General features: G+C 66.0%; 11 protein-coding genes, 1 other RNA gene and 1 pseudogene. 10 read left to right on the top strand and 3 right to left on the bottom strand.

The window, feature by feature from the left end; genetic code table 11:
- Positions 1 to 61: 61 nt before the first annotated feature.
- The 3 genes from ubiG (at position 62) to ssrA (ending at position 1,827) form a co-directional block, all read left to right on the top strand.
- Positions 62 to 769 carry a bifunctional 2-polyprenyl-6-hydroxyphenol methylase/3-demethylubiquinol 3-O-methyltransferase UbiG gene (gene ubiG / locus ACFJGX_RS21290; protein ID WP_382323924.1) on the top strand — a complete coding sequence of 236 codons (708 nt, stop codon included), beginning with the start codon at positions 62 to 64 and terminating at the stop codon, positions 767 to 769.
- On the top strand, positions 766 to 1,437 hold the full coding sequence (locus ACFJGX_RS21285) for an HAD-IA family hydrolase (RefSeq protein ID WP_382323925.1): 672 nt from the start codon (positions 766 to 768) through the stop codon (positions 1,435 to 1,437). Before ubiG ends, ACFJGX_RS21285 begins: the two co-directional genes overlap by 4 nt.
- A gap of 13 nt (positions 1,438 to 1,450) precedes the next feature.
- Positions 1,451 to 1,827, top strand: a transfer-messenger RNA (tmRNA) gene (gene ssrA / locus ACFJGX_RS21280).
- A 62-nt stretch (positions 1,828 to 1,889) separates the two neighbouring features.
- On the opposite strand, the gene ACFJGX_RS21275 is transcribed toward ssrA, so the two are convergent.
- Positions 1,890 to 2,480 (bottom strand): DUF2062 domain-containing protein, encoded by a 591-nt coding sequence (locus ACFJGX_RS21275; RefSeq protein WP_382327006.1) that lies wholly within the window; start codon positions 2,478 to 2,480, stop codon positions 1,890 to 1,892.
- A gap of 91 nt (positions 2,481 to 2,571) precedes the next feature.
- On the opposite strand from ACFJGX_RS21275, the gene ACFJGX_RS21270 reads away from it, so the two are divergent.
- Positions 2,572 to 3,321, top strand: a complete 750-nt coding sequence (locus ACFJGX_RS21270) for a pseudouridine synthase (RefSeq protein ID WP_382325555.1) — start codon at positions 2,572 to 2,574, stop codon at positions 3,319 to 3,321.
- 17 nt (positions 3,322 to 3,338) lie between these two features.
- On the opposite strand, the gene ACFJGX_RS21265 is transcribed toward ACFJGX_RS21270, so the two are convergent.
- Positions 3,339 to 4,034, bottom strand: a complete 696-nt coding sequence (locus tag ACFJGX_RS21265; protein WP_382159092.1) for a hypothetical protein — start codon at positions 4,032 to 4,034, stop codon at positions 3,339 to 3,341.
- A 259-nt stretch (positions 4,035 to 4,293) separates the two neighbouring features.
- Positions 4,294 to 4,998 (bottom strand): alpha/beta fold hydrolase, encoded by a 705-nt coding sequence (locus ACFJGX_RS21260; RefSeq protein WP_382327004.1) that lies wholly within the window; start codon positions 4,996 to 4,998, stop codon positions 4,294 to 4,296.
- Between the two features lie 191 nt (positions 4,999 to 5,189).
- Between ACFJGX_RS21260 and ACFJGX_RS21255 the strand changes: the two genes are divergently transcribed.
- From ACFJGX_RS21255 to ntrC, 6 genes and pseudogenes are all read left to right on the top strand, one after another.
- Positions 5,190 to 6,086, top strand: coding sequence for an EI24 domain-containing protein (locus ACFJGX_RS21255; protein WP_382327002.1), 897 nt, complete (start codon positions 5,190 to 5,192; stop codon positions 6,084 to 6,086).
- Entirely contained in the window at positions 6,083 to 6,898 is an 816-nt protein-coding gene (locus tag ACFJGX_RS21250) for a competence/damage-inducible protein A (RefSeq protein WP_382159086.1), read from the top strand. Before ACFJGX_RS21255 ends, ACFJGX_RS21250 begins: the two co-directional genes overlap by 4 nt.
- 265 nt (positions 6,899 to 7,163) lie before the next feature.
- The gene (glnA, locus tag ACFJGX_RS21245; protein WP_291114810.1) at positions 7,164 to 8,579 is read left to right on the top strand and encodes a type I glutamate--ammonia ligase; all 1,416 of its coding nucleotides are present in this window, start codon (positions 7,164 to 7,166) and stop codon (positions 8,577 to 8,579) included.
- 254 nt (positions 8,580 to 8,833) lie between these two features.
- A pseudogene (locus ACFJGX_RS21240) lies at positions 8,834 to 9,315 on the top strand (hypothetical protein).
- A complete protein-coding gene (gene glnL, locus ACFJGX_RS21235; protein ID WP_382327000.1) occupies positions 9,312 to 10,469 on the top strand; it encodes a nitrogen regulation protein NR(II) in 1,158 nt (385 codons plus the stop codon). The pseudogene ACFJGX_RS21240 and the gene glnL overlap by 4 nt, the downstream one beginning before the upstream one ends.
- Positions 10,470 to 10,517: 48 nt before the next feature.
- Complete coding sequence (gene ntrC / locus ACFJGX_RS21230; RefSeq protein ID WP_382323930.1) at positions 10,518 to 12,077, top strand: nitrogen regulation protein NR(I); 1,560 nt, start codon at positions 10,518 to 10,520, stop codon at positions 12,075 to 12,077.
- The last annotated feature ends 4 nt before the right edge of the window (positions 12,078 to 12,081 follow it).

The following is a 12,081-nucleotide window of genomic DNA, read 5'->3' as shown; positions in this document are numbered from 1 at the left end:
GTTCCGGTCCAAAAACCGCGCTTCGGCGCGGTTTTTTTATTGTGCTGGCGATAATCAACGCATGAATCCGAACGTCAATGCCGATCCGGCCGAGCTGGCCAAATTCTCCGATCTCGCCCATCGCTGGTGGGATCCCGACAGCGAGTTCCGTCCCCTGCATCAGATCAATCCGCTTCGCCTGGGGTGGATCGATGGATTGGCGGGATTGGCGGGCAAACGGGTGCTGGACATTGGCTGCGGCGGAGGCATCCTGTCCGATTCCATGGCGCGCAAAGGTGCCGACGTGACGGGCATCGACCTGTCCGTCAAGGCGCTGCGGGTGGCGCAGTTGCACGCGCTGGAGGCGGGCACCGCCAACGTCAGCTACAAGGAGATCAGCGCGGAGGCCATGGCGCTGGAGCAGCCTGGCGAGTTCGATGTGGTGACCTGCATGGAGATGCTGGAGCATGTGCCCGACCCCGCGTCGGTGGTGCGCGCCTGCTCCACCCTGGTGAAACCCGGAGGCTGGGTGTTTTTCTCGACCCTCAACCGCAACGCCAAGGCCTTCCTGTTCGCGGTGCTCGGGGCGGAGTACCTGCTGCAGCTGTTGCCCAAGGGAACGCACGAGTACGCGAAATTCATCCGCCCCAGCGAGCTGGCGAGCTATTGCCGGGCCGTGGGTCTGGAACTCGATCAGACCCGGGGCATGGAATACAACCCCTTGACGCAACGCTATTGGCTCAGCGCCGACACCAGCGTCAACTACCTGTTCGCCACACGCAAACCATGACTGTTTTTCGAGGGGTGCACGCCGTCCTGTTCGACCTGGACGGCACGTTGATCGACAGCGCATCGGATCTTGGGTCGTCTGCCGATGGCATGCGGGTGAGCCGGGGCATGGCCTCGCTGCCGCTGGAGCAATACCGGCCTCATGCGGGCTCCGGGGCACGGGGCATGCTGCATGTGGCGTTCGGCATCACGCCCGAGCACGCGGACTACCCTGCGTTGAAGGAAGAGTTCTTTGGTGCGTACGAAGTCTGCATGACCCAACGCACGGCGCCGTTCGACGGCGTGGCCGATCTGCTGGCCCGCCTCGTGGACGGTGGGCTTCGTTGGGGCGTGGTCACCAACAAGTCGCAGCGGTTCACGAATCCTCTTTCGCGGGCCATGGCGCTCTTCGAGACCGCTTCTGTCGTGATCAGCGGCGATACCACGCCCCATGCCAAACCGCATCCCGAGCCCTTGCTGGAGGCGGCGCGCCGGTTGCAGCTGCTGCCGAGCCAGTGCATCTACGTGGGCGATGACGAGCGCGACATCCGGGCGGGCAAGGCGGCGGGCATGCCGACGGTGGCTGCTCGGTACGGTTACCTCGGCTATGGTGCCGACGTCGCCAGCTGGGGTGCGGACGCGGAGGTTTCTTCGCCCCTGCAGCTCTTGAAATTGCTGGAACTGCCTTAAACTCTGTCTTCCTGGGGCTGCACTGGTTTCGACGTGGGTTCGGACGCGCAGCAGGGCATGTCGAGGTTCTGTCACCTCGTTAATCCGCAGAAAAAAACCAACTGCAAACGACGAACGTTTCGCACTCGCCGCTTAAACACCGGTGAGCCTCGCAACAGCAGGCCGATGGGCTGGGCAAGGGGGTCGCAAGACCTCCCGGCTGCGAGGTAATTCACATTGGCTGGCTCTGCGTCGGGCACCTTGGCGCAGGGTGAGATTCAAGGATGCTGGCTTCCCGTTTAGCGTGCCACTGCGCGACTCGGGCGGCGAGACCCAAAACAGACGGCTACACATGTAGAACTGCTCGAAGAAGGCTTGCGGACGGGGGTTCGAATCCCCCCAGCTCCACCATCTATTGAAAAGCCCACCCGGTGCCGGGTGGGTTTTTTTCGGCCCTGCGAAGCTAGCGGCCTTCAGGTGTCCGGCGAAGAGCGCTCGCGCAGCCGTCGCTTGCGTTCCCAGCGTGTCTTGAGAATCCACAGCCCGCTGATGAGGACGTAGACGGTGAGCCCGCTCAAGGTGGCAATGATCGCCAGACCCACGGCCAGCGGCTTGCCGGCTGTCCTCAGGTGCTCGACACCTCGGGCGAGGCGCTGCGACCAGGTTGGGCGCGCTCCCTCGGCCTTCTCCTCTTCAGCCCGCACCCTCTCAAGCGCGGCCATCGCCTCGCTCTCCGTCACGCGAGGTTCGCCCAACACCACCTTGCCGAGGCGGTAGGCGCCGTAGTAGACCGGCCCGAAGGTCACCGGATTCGTCACGAAGGTGCTGGCCACCGCCATCGGCAGGTTCGCCCTGAGGAGCACGGCCGCGGCGGCCGACAGGGGCATTTGCGCGATCGGGACGAGCAGGCCGAAGAAGATGCCCACGGCCACGCCCATGGCGATGCCTTTGCGACTGAAGTGCCACAACCTGGGCTGGTGCAACACCGGCCCCATCCAGCGCAGCCAGCGGTGGTGGCGCAGTCCGTCCTGTGTGCTGAGCCAGGTCTTGATCCGTTGCTTCATGCGCAAAAGTGAGGGTGCCCACGGAGGGCGGCCTGCCATTCTGGTGTGTCGTGGTCTGAGTCGGGCGAGCGGCGACAATTCCCGCACCATGATGCAATTGCAGGACATTCTTTTTTCCCAGGGCTTCGGCACCCGCCGCATCTGCAGCGGCCTGGTGCAGCAAGGGCTGGTGTCGGTGGGTGAAGACAGCTCTCCGTGTACCGATCCCTCAGCTCTCTTCGAGGAGGAGGGGCTGGTGTTTCGCGTGCAGGGTGAGGTCTGGCACTACCACGCACGCGCCTACCTGCTGCTGCACAAGCCCGCGGGCTACGAGTGTTCGCAGAAGCCCAGCACCTACCCCAGCGTCTACACCCTGTTGCCTGGGCCCTTGCGCCAGCGCGGGGGCGGGGCTGCCGCGGGCGTGCAGGCGGTCGGTCGGCTGGACCAGGACACCACGGGCTTGCTGCTGCTGTCCGACGATGGCAAGTTCATCCACCGGCTGACGTCGCCGCGCCACCACGTGCCCAAGGTGTACGAGGCCCAGGTCAAGCATCCACTGGATGCGCGGCAGATCGGCCGCTTGCTGGCAGGGGTGGTGCTGGACGACGATCCCCAGCCGGTGAAGGCCGAGGCGTGTGAAGCCGTCAGCGAGCTTCACCTGCGGCTGACCTTGACGGAGGGCAAATACCACCAGGTCAAGCGCATGGTGGCGGCCGTCGGCAACCGGGTGGAAGGCCTGCACCGGTCATCCATCGGCGCTCTGGTGCTGTCGCCCGAGCTCAAGGCGGGTCAGTGGCGGTGGCTCACCGCGGCGGAGGTGCTGGCGCTCACGCAGAAGGCCCCCGGTGCGGCGAGCGCCTAGCAGGCGGCGCGCCAGGCTTAGAGCAGATCGCCCTTGCGGCTGTCCAGCGGCATGAGGAAGGAGTTTTCCTGCCACTGCGAGTTGAAGTCGCTGCGCGGGTCGCCGGTGGTGCTGTTGGGCCAGTTCGACAGCGGGCTGAAATCGCTGTTGCGGTTGCTTCGCTGGCGCGTGAGCGCGGTGCGCAGGTTGGCCTGCGCGGCGATGATGGCGCGCTCTTCCATTTCGCGCTCGCGCATGGAGTGGTTGAGCGAGGACTCGCCCAGGAACTCGGCCCGGATTTCGGCAACCGTGGGCAGGCTGTTGGAGCGCACGACCCAATAAGGCAGGCCGCACTGGGTCAGCAGGGAGTGTTTGAGCGTGCGGGTGCTGCGCGGCAAGCCAGCGCTGCCCGGTACGTCCAGGCAACCCAGCACGCGCCCATCCGAGCGGCAGACGGTGAAGGTGCAATACACGCCGCCGAGCAGCTTGTACCAGTCCATGCCTTGCTCCTTGTCGCGCGGCAAGGTGAAGCGCGTGACCGGCAGCTTGATCATGACGTGGTGGTCGTAGAAGGCGCGCGCCAGCCAGTGCCAGACGCGGGCTTCTTCACTGTTGGCCAGCGCGCGGGTGCTCAGCGGCCAATGCTTGGGAATGCGCCGCCGTTCCCGCGCCTGCTTGTCGACCCAGACGCGGTGCAGGAATGCCCCCAGGGCCAGCAGAGCGGGCGCGAGCACGGCAAGCAGCCATGGGTTGTTCCAAGTATTCATGTGTGGCGGAGGGGTGGCGTCTATTTGTATCAAAGTGTAGAGGTTTGCCGGACCTTCGGCGGGGCTTTGTGGCCTTGTGTGTACGCGTTTCGTGTGAATTTCTTGGGGTTTTGAGGTCGTTTGATGCAAATGGCGGTATGGCGCGCCAGGCCGGCGGCGCCCGCGTCCGGCCAACGTTCCATTGTGCCCAACTGCGCGTCGGGCGTGCATCCCCCAGGCGGGGAAATCAGCCCAAGCGGGCCAGAAAATCCGCCACGGCGCGGGTCAAGGCCTCAGGCTGATCGCGGTGGGGGCTGTGGCCGCAATCGGGCAGCTCGATGCGTTGCGCATGCGGCGCCGCCAGCGCGATCTCGTCCAGCTGGGCCAGGGTGCCGTACTCATCGCCCAGGCCTTGCGCCAGCAGCAAGGGGGCGGTGATGGCCTGGCATTCGGCGCGGATGTCGAACTGGCGGAAGGCCGGACTGAGCCAGACGTCGTTCCACTGCCAGAAGGCGTTGTCCACGTCGGCGTGGTAGCGCGAGAGGCGCTGGCGAAGCCCGTCGGGATCGCCTTCGTACAAGGTCTTGGCTTGGGCGATGGCGTTCAGCGCGATGTCTTCGATAAACACGTGGGGCGCCATCGCCACGCAGGCCGCGACCGGGTGCCGGCTGGCGTGCAGCAGGGCGATGGTGGCGCCATCCGAATGGCCTACGAGCACGGGCTCGGGCACGCCCAGGGCTTGCAGCAGCGCAGGCAGAACCTGCCAGGCTTCGTGGTGCATGTAGTCGGGCTCGTGGCGGCCGATGTGCCAGGACCCCTGCCACCGGGGTTGGCCGCGCACGTCTGCCACGGGGTCGGACTGGCCATAGCCCCGGCGCGAGTACAGCCAGCCCGCGCGGCCTGTGGCGGTGCAAAGCTCGGCGGGCCAGTGCCGGCCGCGCTGCTGCCACATGGCACGCTGCCCAGGCCTTCATGCAGGAAGACCAGGGGGGCACGTTCCGCCGGCCCCGGAATGTGAGCCACTTCCAGGCCAATGCCCGCGATGTCGATGTGTTTCATGGGGCTCGATCCTAGCGTCGCAGTGATCGGCGCGAGGGCCGCCCGCGGGGTGGCCTGACATGGATTGGATGTATTCTTGCCGGCATGTCCTTGCTGTTCGATTCCTTCTGGCGCGCCATCGCCTATTGCATGCATCCGCGGGTGATCGCACTGTCGTTTCTCCCGCTGATCCTGATGGTGGTGCTGTCGTTCGGCCTGGGTTACTTCTTCTGGGAAAACGCCGTGGCCTCGGTGGCGGCGTGGCTGGAGGCGTTTGACCTCATCCAGATGTTCCTCGGTTGGCTGGAGCGCCTGGGCCTGGGCTCGCTGCGCACCGTGTTCGCGCCGCTGCTGGTGCTGGTGCTGCGCACCCCCGTCATCGTGCTGTTGTGCCTGTTGCTGGTGGCGATGTTCATGACGCCCGCCATGGTGGAGCTGGTTCGCCAGCGCCGCTTTCCCAGCCTGGAGCGCAAGCACGGTGGGTCTCTGCTGGTGAGCGTGTTGTGGTCGCTCGGCTCCACGCTGCTCGCGGTGCTGGCCTTGATCGTGTCCATGCCGCTGTGGCTGGTGCCACCCCTGGTGCTCATTCTTCCGCCGCTGATCTGGGGCTGGCTCACCTACCGGGTGTTCGCGTTCGACGCGCTGGCCACGCACGCCAGCGGCGACGAGCGCAAGGCCATCCTGCGCGAGCACCGCGGCAGCCTGCTCGTCATGGGCGTGCTCAGCGGCTACCTGGGCGCCGCGCCCAGCCTGCTGTGGGCTTCGGGTGCGATGTTCATTGCACTGGCCCCCTTGCTGGTGCCTGTGGCGATCTGGATCTACACCCTGGTGTTCGCATTCGCCTCGCTCTGGTTCGCCCATTTCTGCCTGACCGTGCTGCAGCGCCAGCGCGCGCAGGCCACGGTGGAGGTGCGGGACGCCGAACCCAGCCCACCGGCCCCATTGACCTTGCCTGCCCAGGAACCAGGGTCCTCATTCAACCAGCCACCCACCCTTTCATGACACCCACCTTCGGCCTGATCATCGTTGGTGACGAGATCCTTTCCGGCAAGCGCAGCGACAAACACCTTCCCAAGATCATCGAGTTGCTGGCGCAGCGCGGCCTGACCCTGTCCTGGGCCAAGCTGGTCGGCGACGATCGCGACCGCATCACCGCCACGCTGAGCGACGCGTTCGCGGGCAGCGACGCCGTGTTCTGCTGCGGCGGCATTGGCGCCACGCCCGACGACCACACGCGCCAGTGCGCCGCCGCCGCGCTGGGCGTGGACCTGGCCCTGCACCCGCAGGCCAAGGAACTGATCGAGTCCCGCATGCGAGACACGGCCGCCGAGCGTGGCGAGGTCTTCGATCCCGAGCGGCCGGACAACGTGCACCGCTACAACATGGGCGTGTTTCCCGTGGGCGCTCGCCTCATCCTCAACCCGTACAACAAGATCCCCGGTTTCAGCTGCGACGGGGCGGGGGGCGGCAGCGTGCATTTCGTGCCCGGCTTCCCCGTCATGGCCTGGCCCATGATCGAAGGCGTGCTCGATACCGAGTACGCGCAATGGCATCGCCAGGGCGCCTGGCAGGAGCGTTCGGTGATCGTGTTCGGCGCCATGGAGGCCACCCTGACCCCGCTCATGGAGCAGATCGAGCAGGCCCATGCCGTGAAGGTCTTCAGCCTGCCCAGCGTGGACCACCCTGAGTACGGCCGGCACATCGAACTGGGGGTGAAGGGCGCCACCGAGGCGGTGGCGCCGGCCTACGCCCAGCTGCTCGCGGGCCTGCATCGGCACGACGCGAAGCTGGGCCCTGAAATGGTGCGAAATTGAGTTGCACCAAATCGGTGCAATTGACGGGTGCACCCAATGGGTGCGACCGGGGGCGATAACGCCCGACAAGGTGCAACGCACGGTCTTCCCAGGGCTTCGATGCCTGCCGGCCGACCCTTTGTGGCGCATGGCTGGGCCATAATTCCCGCTGTCCCGTGAAGCCGGGGGAGCCAGCGCCCGCGCATGACCCACTTTGTGGCACACATTCTGCTTATCAGCAGCGTCGTTTTCAATTTTTCCACTCACCCAGCTACAGGAGTATTTGATGGCCAAGACCGTCGCAGACGTGATGCAAATGGTGAAAGACAACGAAGTGAAGTTCGTTGACTTCCGCTTCACCGACACCCGGGGCAAAGAACAGCACGTCACCGTGCCCGTGTCTCACTTCGACGAAGACAAGTTCAGCTCGGGCCACGCGTTCGACGGTTCTTCGGTGGCTGGCTGGAAGGGCATCGAAGCCTCCGACATGCAGCTCATGCCCGACCCCAATACCGCCAACATCGACCCCTTCTTCGAAGAAACCACGCTGTTCCTGCAATGCGACGTGATCGAGCCGGGCGACGGCAAGGCCTACGACCGCGATCCGCGTTCCATCGCCAAGCGCGCCGAGGCCTACCTCAAGGCCTCCGGCCTGGGCGACACCGCCTTCTTCGGACCGGAACCTGAATTCTTCATCTTCGACGGCGTGCGCTGGAGCAACGAACCCGGCCGCGTGATGTGCGAGATCGAGGAGTACGAAGCTCCCTGGAACAGCGGCGCCAAGCTCGAAGGCGGCAACCGCGGCCACCGTCCCACCGTCAAAGGCGGCTACTTCCCCGTGCCCCCGGTCGACAGCACGCAGGACATGCGCGCCGAGATGTCCCTGATCCTCGAATCGCTGGGCATCCCGGTTGAAGTGTTCCACCACGAAGTGGCGGGCGCTGGCCAGAACGAAATCGGCACCAAGTTCAGCACGCTGGTCGAGCGCGCCGACTGGACGCAGGTGCTCAAGTACGTGGTGTGGAACGTCGCCAACGCCTACGGCAAGACCGCGACCTTCATGCCCAAGCCCTACGCCGGCGACAACGGCAGCGGCATGCACGTGCACCAGTCGATCTGGAAGGACGGCAAGAACCTGTTCGCCGGTGACGGCTACGCCGGCCTGAGCGATTTCGCCCTGTACTACGTGGGCGGCATCATCAAGCACGCCCGTGCGCTCAACGCCATCACCAACCCTGGCACCAACTCCTACAAGCGCCTGGTGCCTGGCTTCGAAGCCCCGGTGAAGCTGGCCTACTCGGCCCGCAACCGTTCTGCCTCGATCCGCATCCCGTACGTGGCGAACCCCAAGGGCCGCCGCATCGAAGCGCGTTTCCCAGATCCTTCGGCCAACCCCTACCTGGCCTTCTCGGCCCTGATGATGGCGGGTCTGGACGGCGTGGAAAACAAGATCCACCCGGGCGAAGCCGCCACCAAGGACCTGTACCACCTGCCGCCCGAAGAGGACAAGCTGGTGCCCACCGTGTGCCACAGCCTCGACCAGGCGCTGGAGTACCTCGACAAGGACCGCAGCTTCCTGACCAAGGGCGGTGTGTTCACCGACTCCATGCTCGACGCCTACATCGAACTCAAGATGGGCGAAGTCACGCGTTTCCGCATGGCGCCGCACCCGGTCGAGTTCGACATGTACTACAGCCTGTGATGGCTTGCCCGGCTCTGCCGGGCTGCCAGGGCCATCCCGAAAGGGGCCATGCAAGTGGCCCCTTTTTGTTGCTCGGGCGGTCAATCGCCACCGTTCACACGCTGGCACGGCACTTTTGAAACAGTTTTCGGTCATACTGAAAAACGCATATCGGTGCGCCCGCCCATACCCCAAACCGTTTCCTGGAGTTGATGTCACCTTGAATCCGATGCCTTCACTCACGATCCGGTCGCTGGCCGTGCGCGACGCTCGCGCTGTGCGTCCTGGAAGCCCATGCCCAGGCGCGCATCTACCGTTGCGGCAACGAATACACGAACGACGCGCAGGTGCGAAGTCCAAGGGTTGCAGCCCCATGGAGGGCGGCAACATCACCATCATCGAAGGCACCCGGCCCACGCCGCCGCGCGCCACGCCCGCAGCGGCCGCCCCACGCAACGGCAGCGCCAACGAACGCGTCGACTCGGCCGCGCAGCGCGCGCGCGACAGCGATGCGCGCGCCATCCTCGAGGCCGAACTGCGCAAGGCGCAAGAGCGCCTGGCGCTCGCGCGCAAGGAGTACGCCAACGGCGAGCCCGAGAAGCAGGGCATCGAGTCGCGCAACTACCAGCGCTACCTCGACCGCGTGGCCGAACTCAAGGCCGCCGTGGCGCGCGCCGAGAGCGACGTCGCCGGCCTGCAGCGCGAATTGAATCGACTGCCGGGGTCCGCCAACGCCGTCGGTTCTGCCGCAAAATGACCGGCTTGAAAAAGCCCAACTTCCCCTCCCTTCTTCCCACTTTCCCGCGCCGGGCCCCGGCCGACCCGGACGGGTCGGCTGCCGGACGCAAGTCCCCCTCGGTGTCGTCCCGTTTCCAGTCCCTCGACCTGCTGCGCACCCTGGTGGCCGTGGTGGATCAGCACGGTGGCGTGCTCTACGCCAACGCGGCGCTGGAGGATGCGCTGGGGATGTCCCGACGCAGCATCACGGGCGCGCTGCTGCAGGACTGCTTCACCGAACCCCCGCTGCTGGAAAACGCCTTGCAGGGCGCGAGCGGCAACCAGTTCGCCGCGCTGCGCTACGACGCCTGGCTCAAGCGCCTCAACCACGAAGCCCTGCCGGTGCACGTGGTGGTGGCGCAGACCGACAACCCGGGTGAGGTGATCGTCGAGCTGCTGCCGCTGGAGCAGCAGGCGCGCCAGGAGCGCGAAGAGCGGCTGATCGATCAGGCGCAGGCGAACAAGGAACTCATCCGCAACCTCGCGCACGAGATCAAGAACCCGCTCGGCGGCATTCGCGGTGCGGCCCAGTTGCTGCAGATGGAGCTGGAGTCCCGCGAGTTGATCGAGTACACCCAGGTCATCATCCACGAGGCGGATCGGCTGCAGTCGCTGGTGGACCGCCTGCTCGCGCCGCACCGCCGGCCTCACGTGGTGGGCGACGTGAACATCCACGAGGTGTGCGAGCGCGTGCGCTCGCTCATCCTGGCCGAGTTTCCCAAGGGCTTGAAGGTCGTGCGCGACTACGACACCTCCATCCCCGAGTTCCGCGGCGATCGCGAGCAGCTCATCCAGGCCGTGCTCAACATCGCGCACAACGCCGCGCAGGCGCTGAGCGAACGCATCGCGGCGGGCGATGCGCGCATCGTGTTCCGCACGCGCGTGGGCCGACAGGTGACGTTTGGTAAACAGCGCTATCGGCTGGCACTGGAATTGCATGTGATCGACAACGGGCCTGGCGTTCCAGACTCGATCAAGGACCGCATCTTTTTCCCGCTCGTGTCGGGGCGGGATGGCGGCTCCGGCCTGGGGCTCACGCTGGCGCAGACCTTTGTCCAGCAGCACCATGGATTGATCGAGTGTGAGAGCGTGCCGAACGAGACGGATTTCAAGATTCTGATTCCGTTGCCCTAGCCGTCACCGACCGTCGAACGCCGCGCCACAAGAAGGGAAGACAACTCAATGAAGCCGATCTGGATAGTGGACGACGACCAATCGATTCGCTTCGTGCTCGAAAAGGCGCTGCTGCGCGAGAACCTGCCCACGCGCAGTTTCACCAACCCGCAGGACGTGCTCAAGGCCCTGATCGACACGCCCGAACACGAGGGCCCCCAGATCCTGGTGAGCGACATCCGCATGCCCGGCGGTTCGGGGCTGGAGCTGCTGGAGAAGGTCAAGGAAAAGCTGCCCGGCCTGCCGGTCATCATCATGACCGCGTTCTCCGACCTGGACAGTGCGGTCTCGGCCTTCCAGGGCGGTGCCTTCGAATACCTGCCCAAGCCCTTCGATCTGCCCAAGGCGGTCGAGCTGATCCGCCGTGCGGTGGACGAAAGCCTGCGCGAGGAAGTGGCCGAGGAGCGCATGAGCGCCGCGCCCGAAATGCTCGGCCAGGCGCCCGCGATGCAGGACGTGTTCCGCGCCATCGGGCGCCTGAGCCAGAGCCAGGTCACGGTGCTGATCACCGGCGAGTCGGGTTCGGGCAAGGAGCTGGTGGCGCGCGCGCTGCACAAGCATTCGCCGCGCGCGGCCGGGCCCTTCGTGGCCATCAACACCGCAGCCATCCCCAAGGACCTGCTGGAGTCGGAACTGTTCGGCCACGAGCGTGGGGCCTTCACCGGCGCGCAGACCATGCGCCGGGGCCGCTTCGAGCAGGCCGATGGCGGTACGCTGTTCCTCGACGAAATCGGCGACATGCCGTTCGACCTGCAGACGCGCCTGCTGCGCGTGCTGTCCGACGGCCACTTCTACCGCGTGGGCGGCCACAGCGCCGTGCGCGCCAACGTGCGCGTGATCGCCGCCACCCACCAGAACCTGGAGCAGCGCGTCAAGGAAGGCGTGTTCCGCGAAGACTTGTTCCACCGCCTCAACGTGATCCGCCTGCGCCTGCCCGCGCTGCGCGAGCGGCGCGAAGACGTGCCCATGCTCACGCGCTTCTTCCTGCAGCAAAGCGCCAAACAGCTGGGCGTGGAGCCCAAGCGCATTTCCGAGGCGGCCTTGAAGCTGCTCGGCGCCTTCGACTTCCCCGGCAATGTGCGCCAGCTGGAAAACGTCTGCCACTGGCTCACGGTGATGGCCCCGGCCCAGGTGATCGAACTCAAGGACCTGCCGCCCGAGGTGTTGTCCATGAGCGGTACGGCTCCCGCCGTGGCCCACCCGGCCGCCTCGGAAGCCCCGGTGGTGTCTTCCCTGCCGACCGGCCTCATGGCGCCTGCCGTGCCCGAGCCCGTCTACGCAGGCAGTTCGGCGGCCATTGCCCACGCCGAATCGGCCGTCGCCTCACCCGAGGCGGAGACCGCCCGGGCGGCGCCTCTGGCCTGGGAGAGTGGCCTGCAGGCCGAGGCCCAGGCCTTGCTCGAAGACGGCCGCACCGATGTGTGGGACGTGCTCACGCGCCGCTTCGAAACGCGCCTGATCCAGACCGCGCTGGCGAACACGCGTGGGCGCCGCATCGAGGCCGCGCACAAGCTCGGCATCGGCCGCAACACCATCACCCGCAAGATCCAGGAACTGAACCTCGAGTGAACGG

The sequence above is a fragment of the Hydrogenophaga sp. UC242_50 genome, from assembly GCF_042697355.1.
Lineage (GTDB): Bacteria > Pseudomonadota > Gammaproteobacteria > Burkholderiales > Burkholderiaceae_C > Hydrogenophaga.
Note: the sequence above shows the minus strand (reverse complement) of the source record. Positions and strands in the feature narration are given on the sequence as shown.

Excerpts from the sequence above, each read along its gene's own strand:
- ubiG (WP_382323924.1), top strand. The coding sequence starts at position 62 with ATGAATCCGAACGTCAATGCCGATCCGGCCGAGCTGGCCAAATTCTCC.
- ACFJGX_RS21285 (WP_382323925.1), top strand. The coding sequence starts at position 766 with ATGACTGTTTTTCGAGGGGTGCACGCCGTCCTGTTCGACCTGGACGGC.
- ACFJGX_RS21275 (WP_382327006.1), bottom strand. The coding sequence starts at position 2,480 with ATGAAGCAACGGATCAAGACCTGGCTCAGCACACAGGACGGACTGCGC.
- ACFJGX_RS21270 (WP_382325555.1), top strand. The coding sequence starts at position 2,572 with ATGCAATTGCAGGACATTCTTTTTTCCCAGGGCTTCGGCACCCGCCGC.
- ACFJGX_RS21260 (WP_382327004.1), bottom strand. The coding sequence starts at position 4,998 with ATGTGGCAGCAGCGCGGCCGGCACTGGCCCGCCGAGCTTTGCACCGCC.
- ACFJGX_RS21255 (WP_382327002.1), top strand. The coding sequence starts at position 5,190 with ATGTCCTTGCTGTTCGATTCCTTCTGGCGCGCCATCGCCTATTGCATG.
- ACFJGX_RS21250 (WP_382159086.1), top strand. The coding sequence starts at position 6,083 with ATGACACCCACCTTCGGCCTGATCATCGTTGGTGACGAGATCCTTTCC.
- glnA (WP_291114810.1), top strand. The coding sequence starts at position 7,164 with ATGGCCAAGACCGTCGCAGACGTGATGCAAATGGTGAAAGACAACGAA.
- glnL (WP_382327000.1), top strand. The coding sequence starts at position 9,312 with ATGACCGGCTTGAAAAAGCCCAACTTCCCCTCCCTTCTTCCCACTTTC.
- ntrC (WP_382323930.1), top strand. The coding sequence starts at position 10,518 with ATGAAGCCGATCTGGATAGTGGACGACGACCAATCGATTCGCTTCGTG.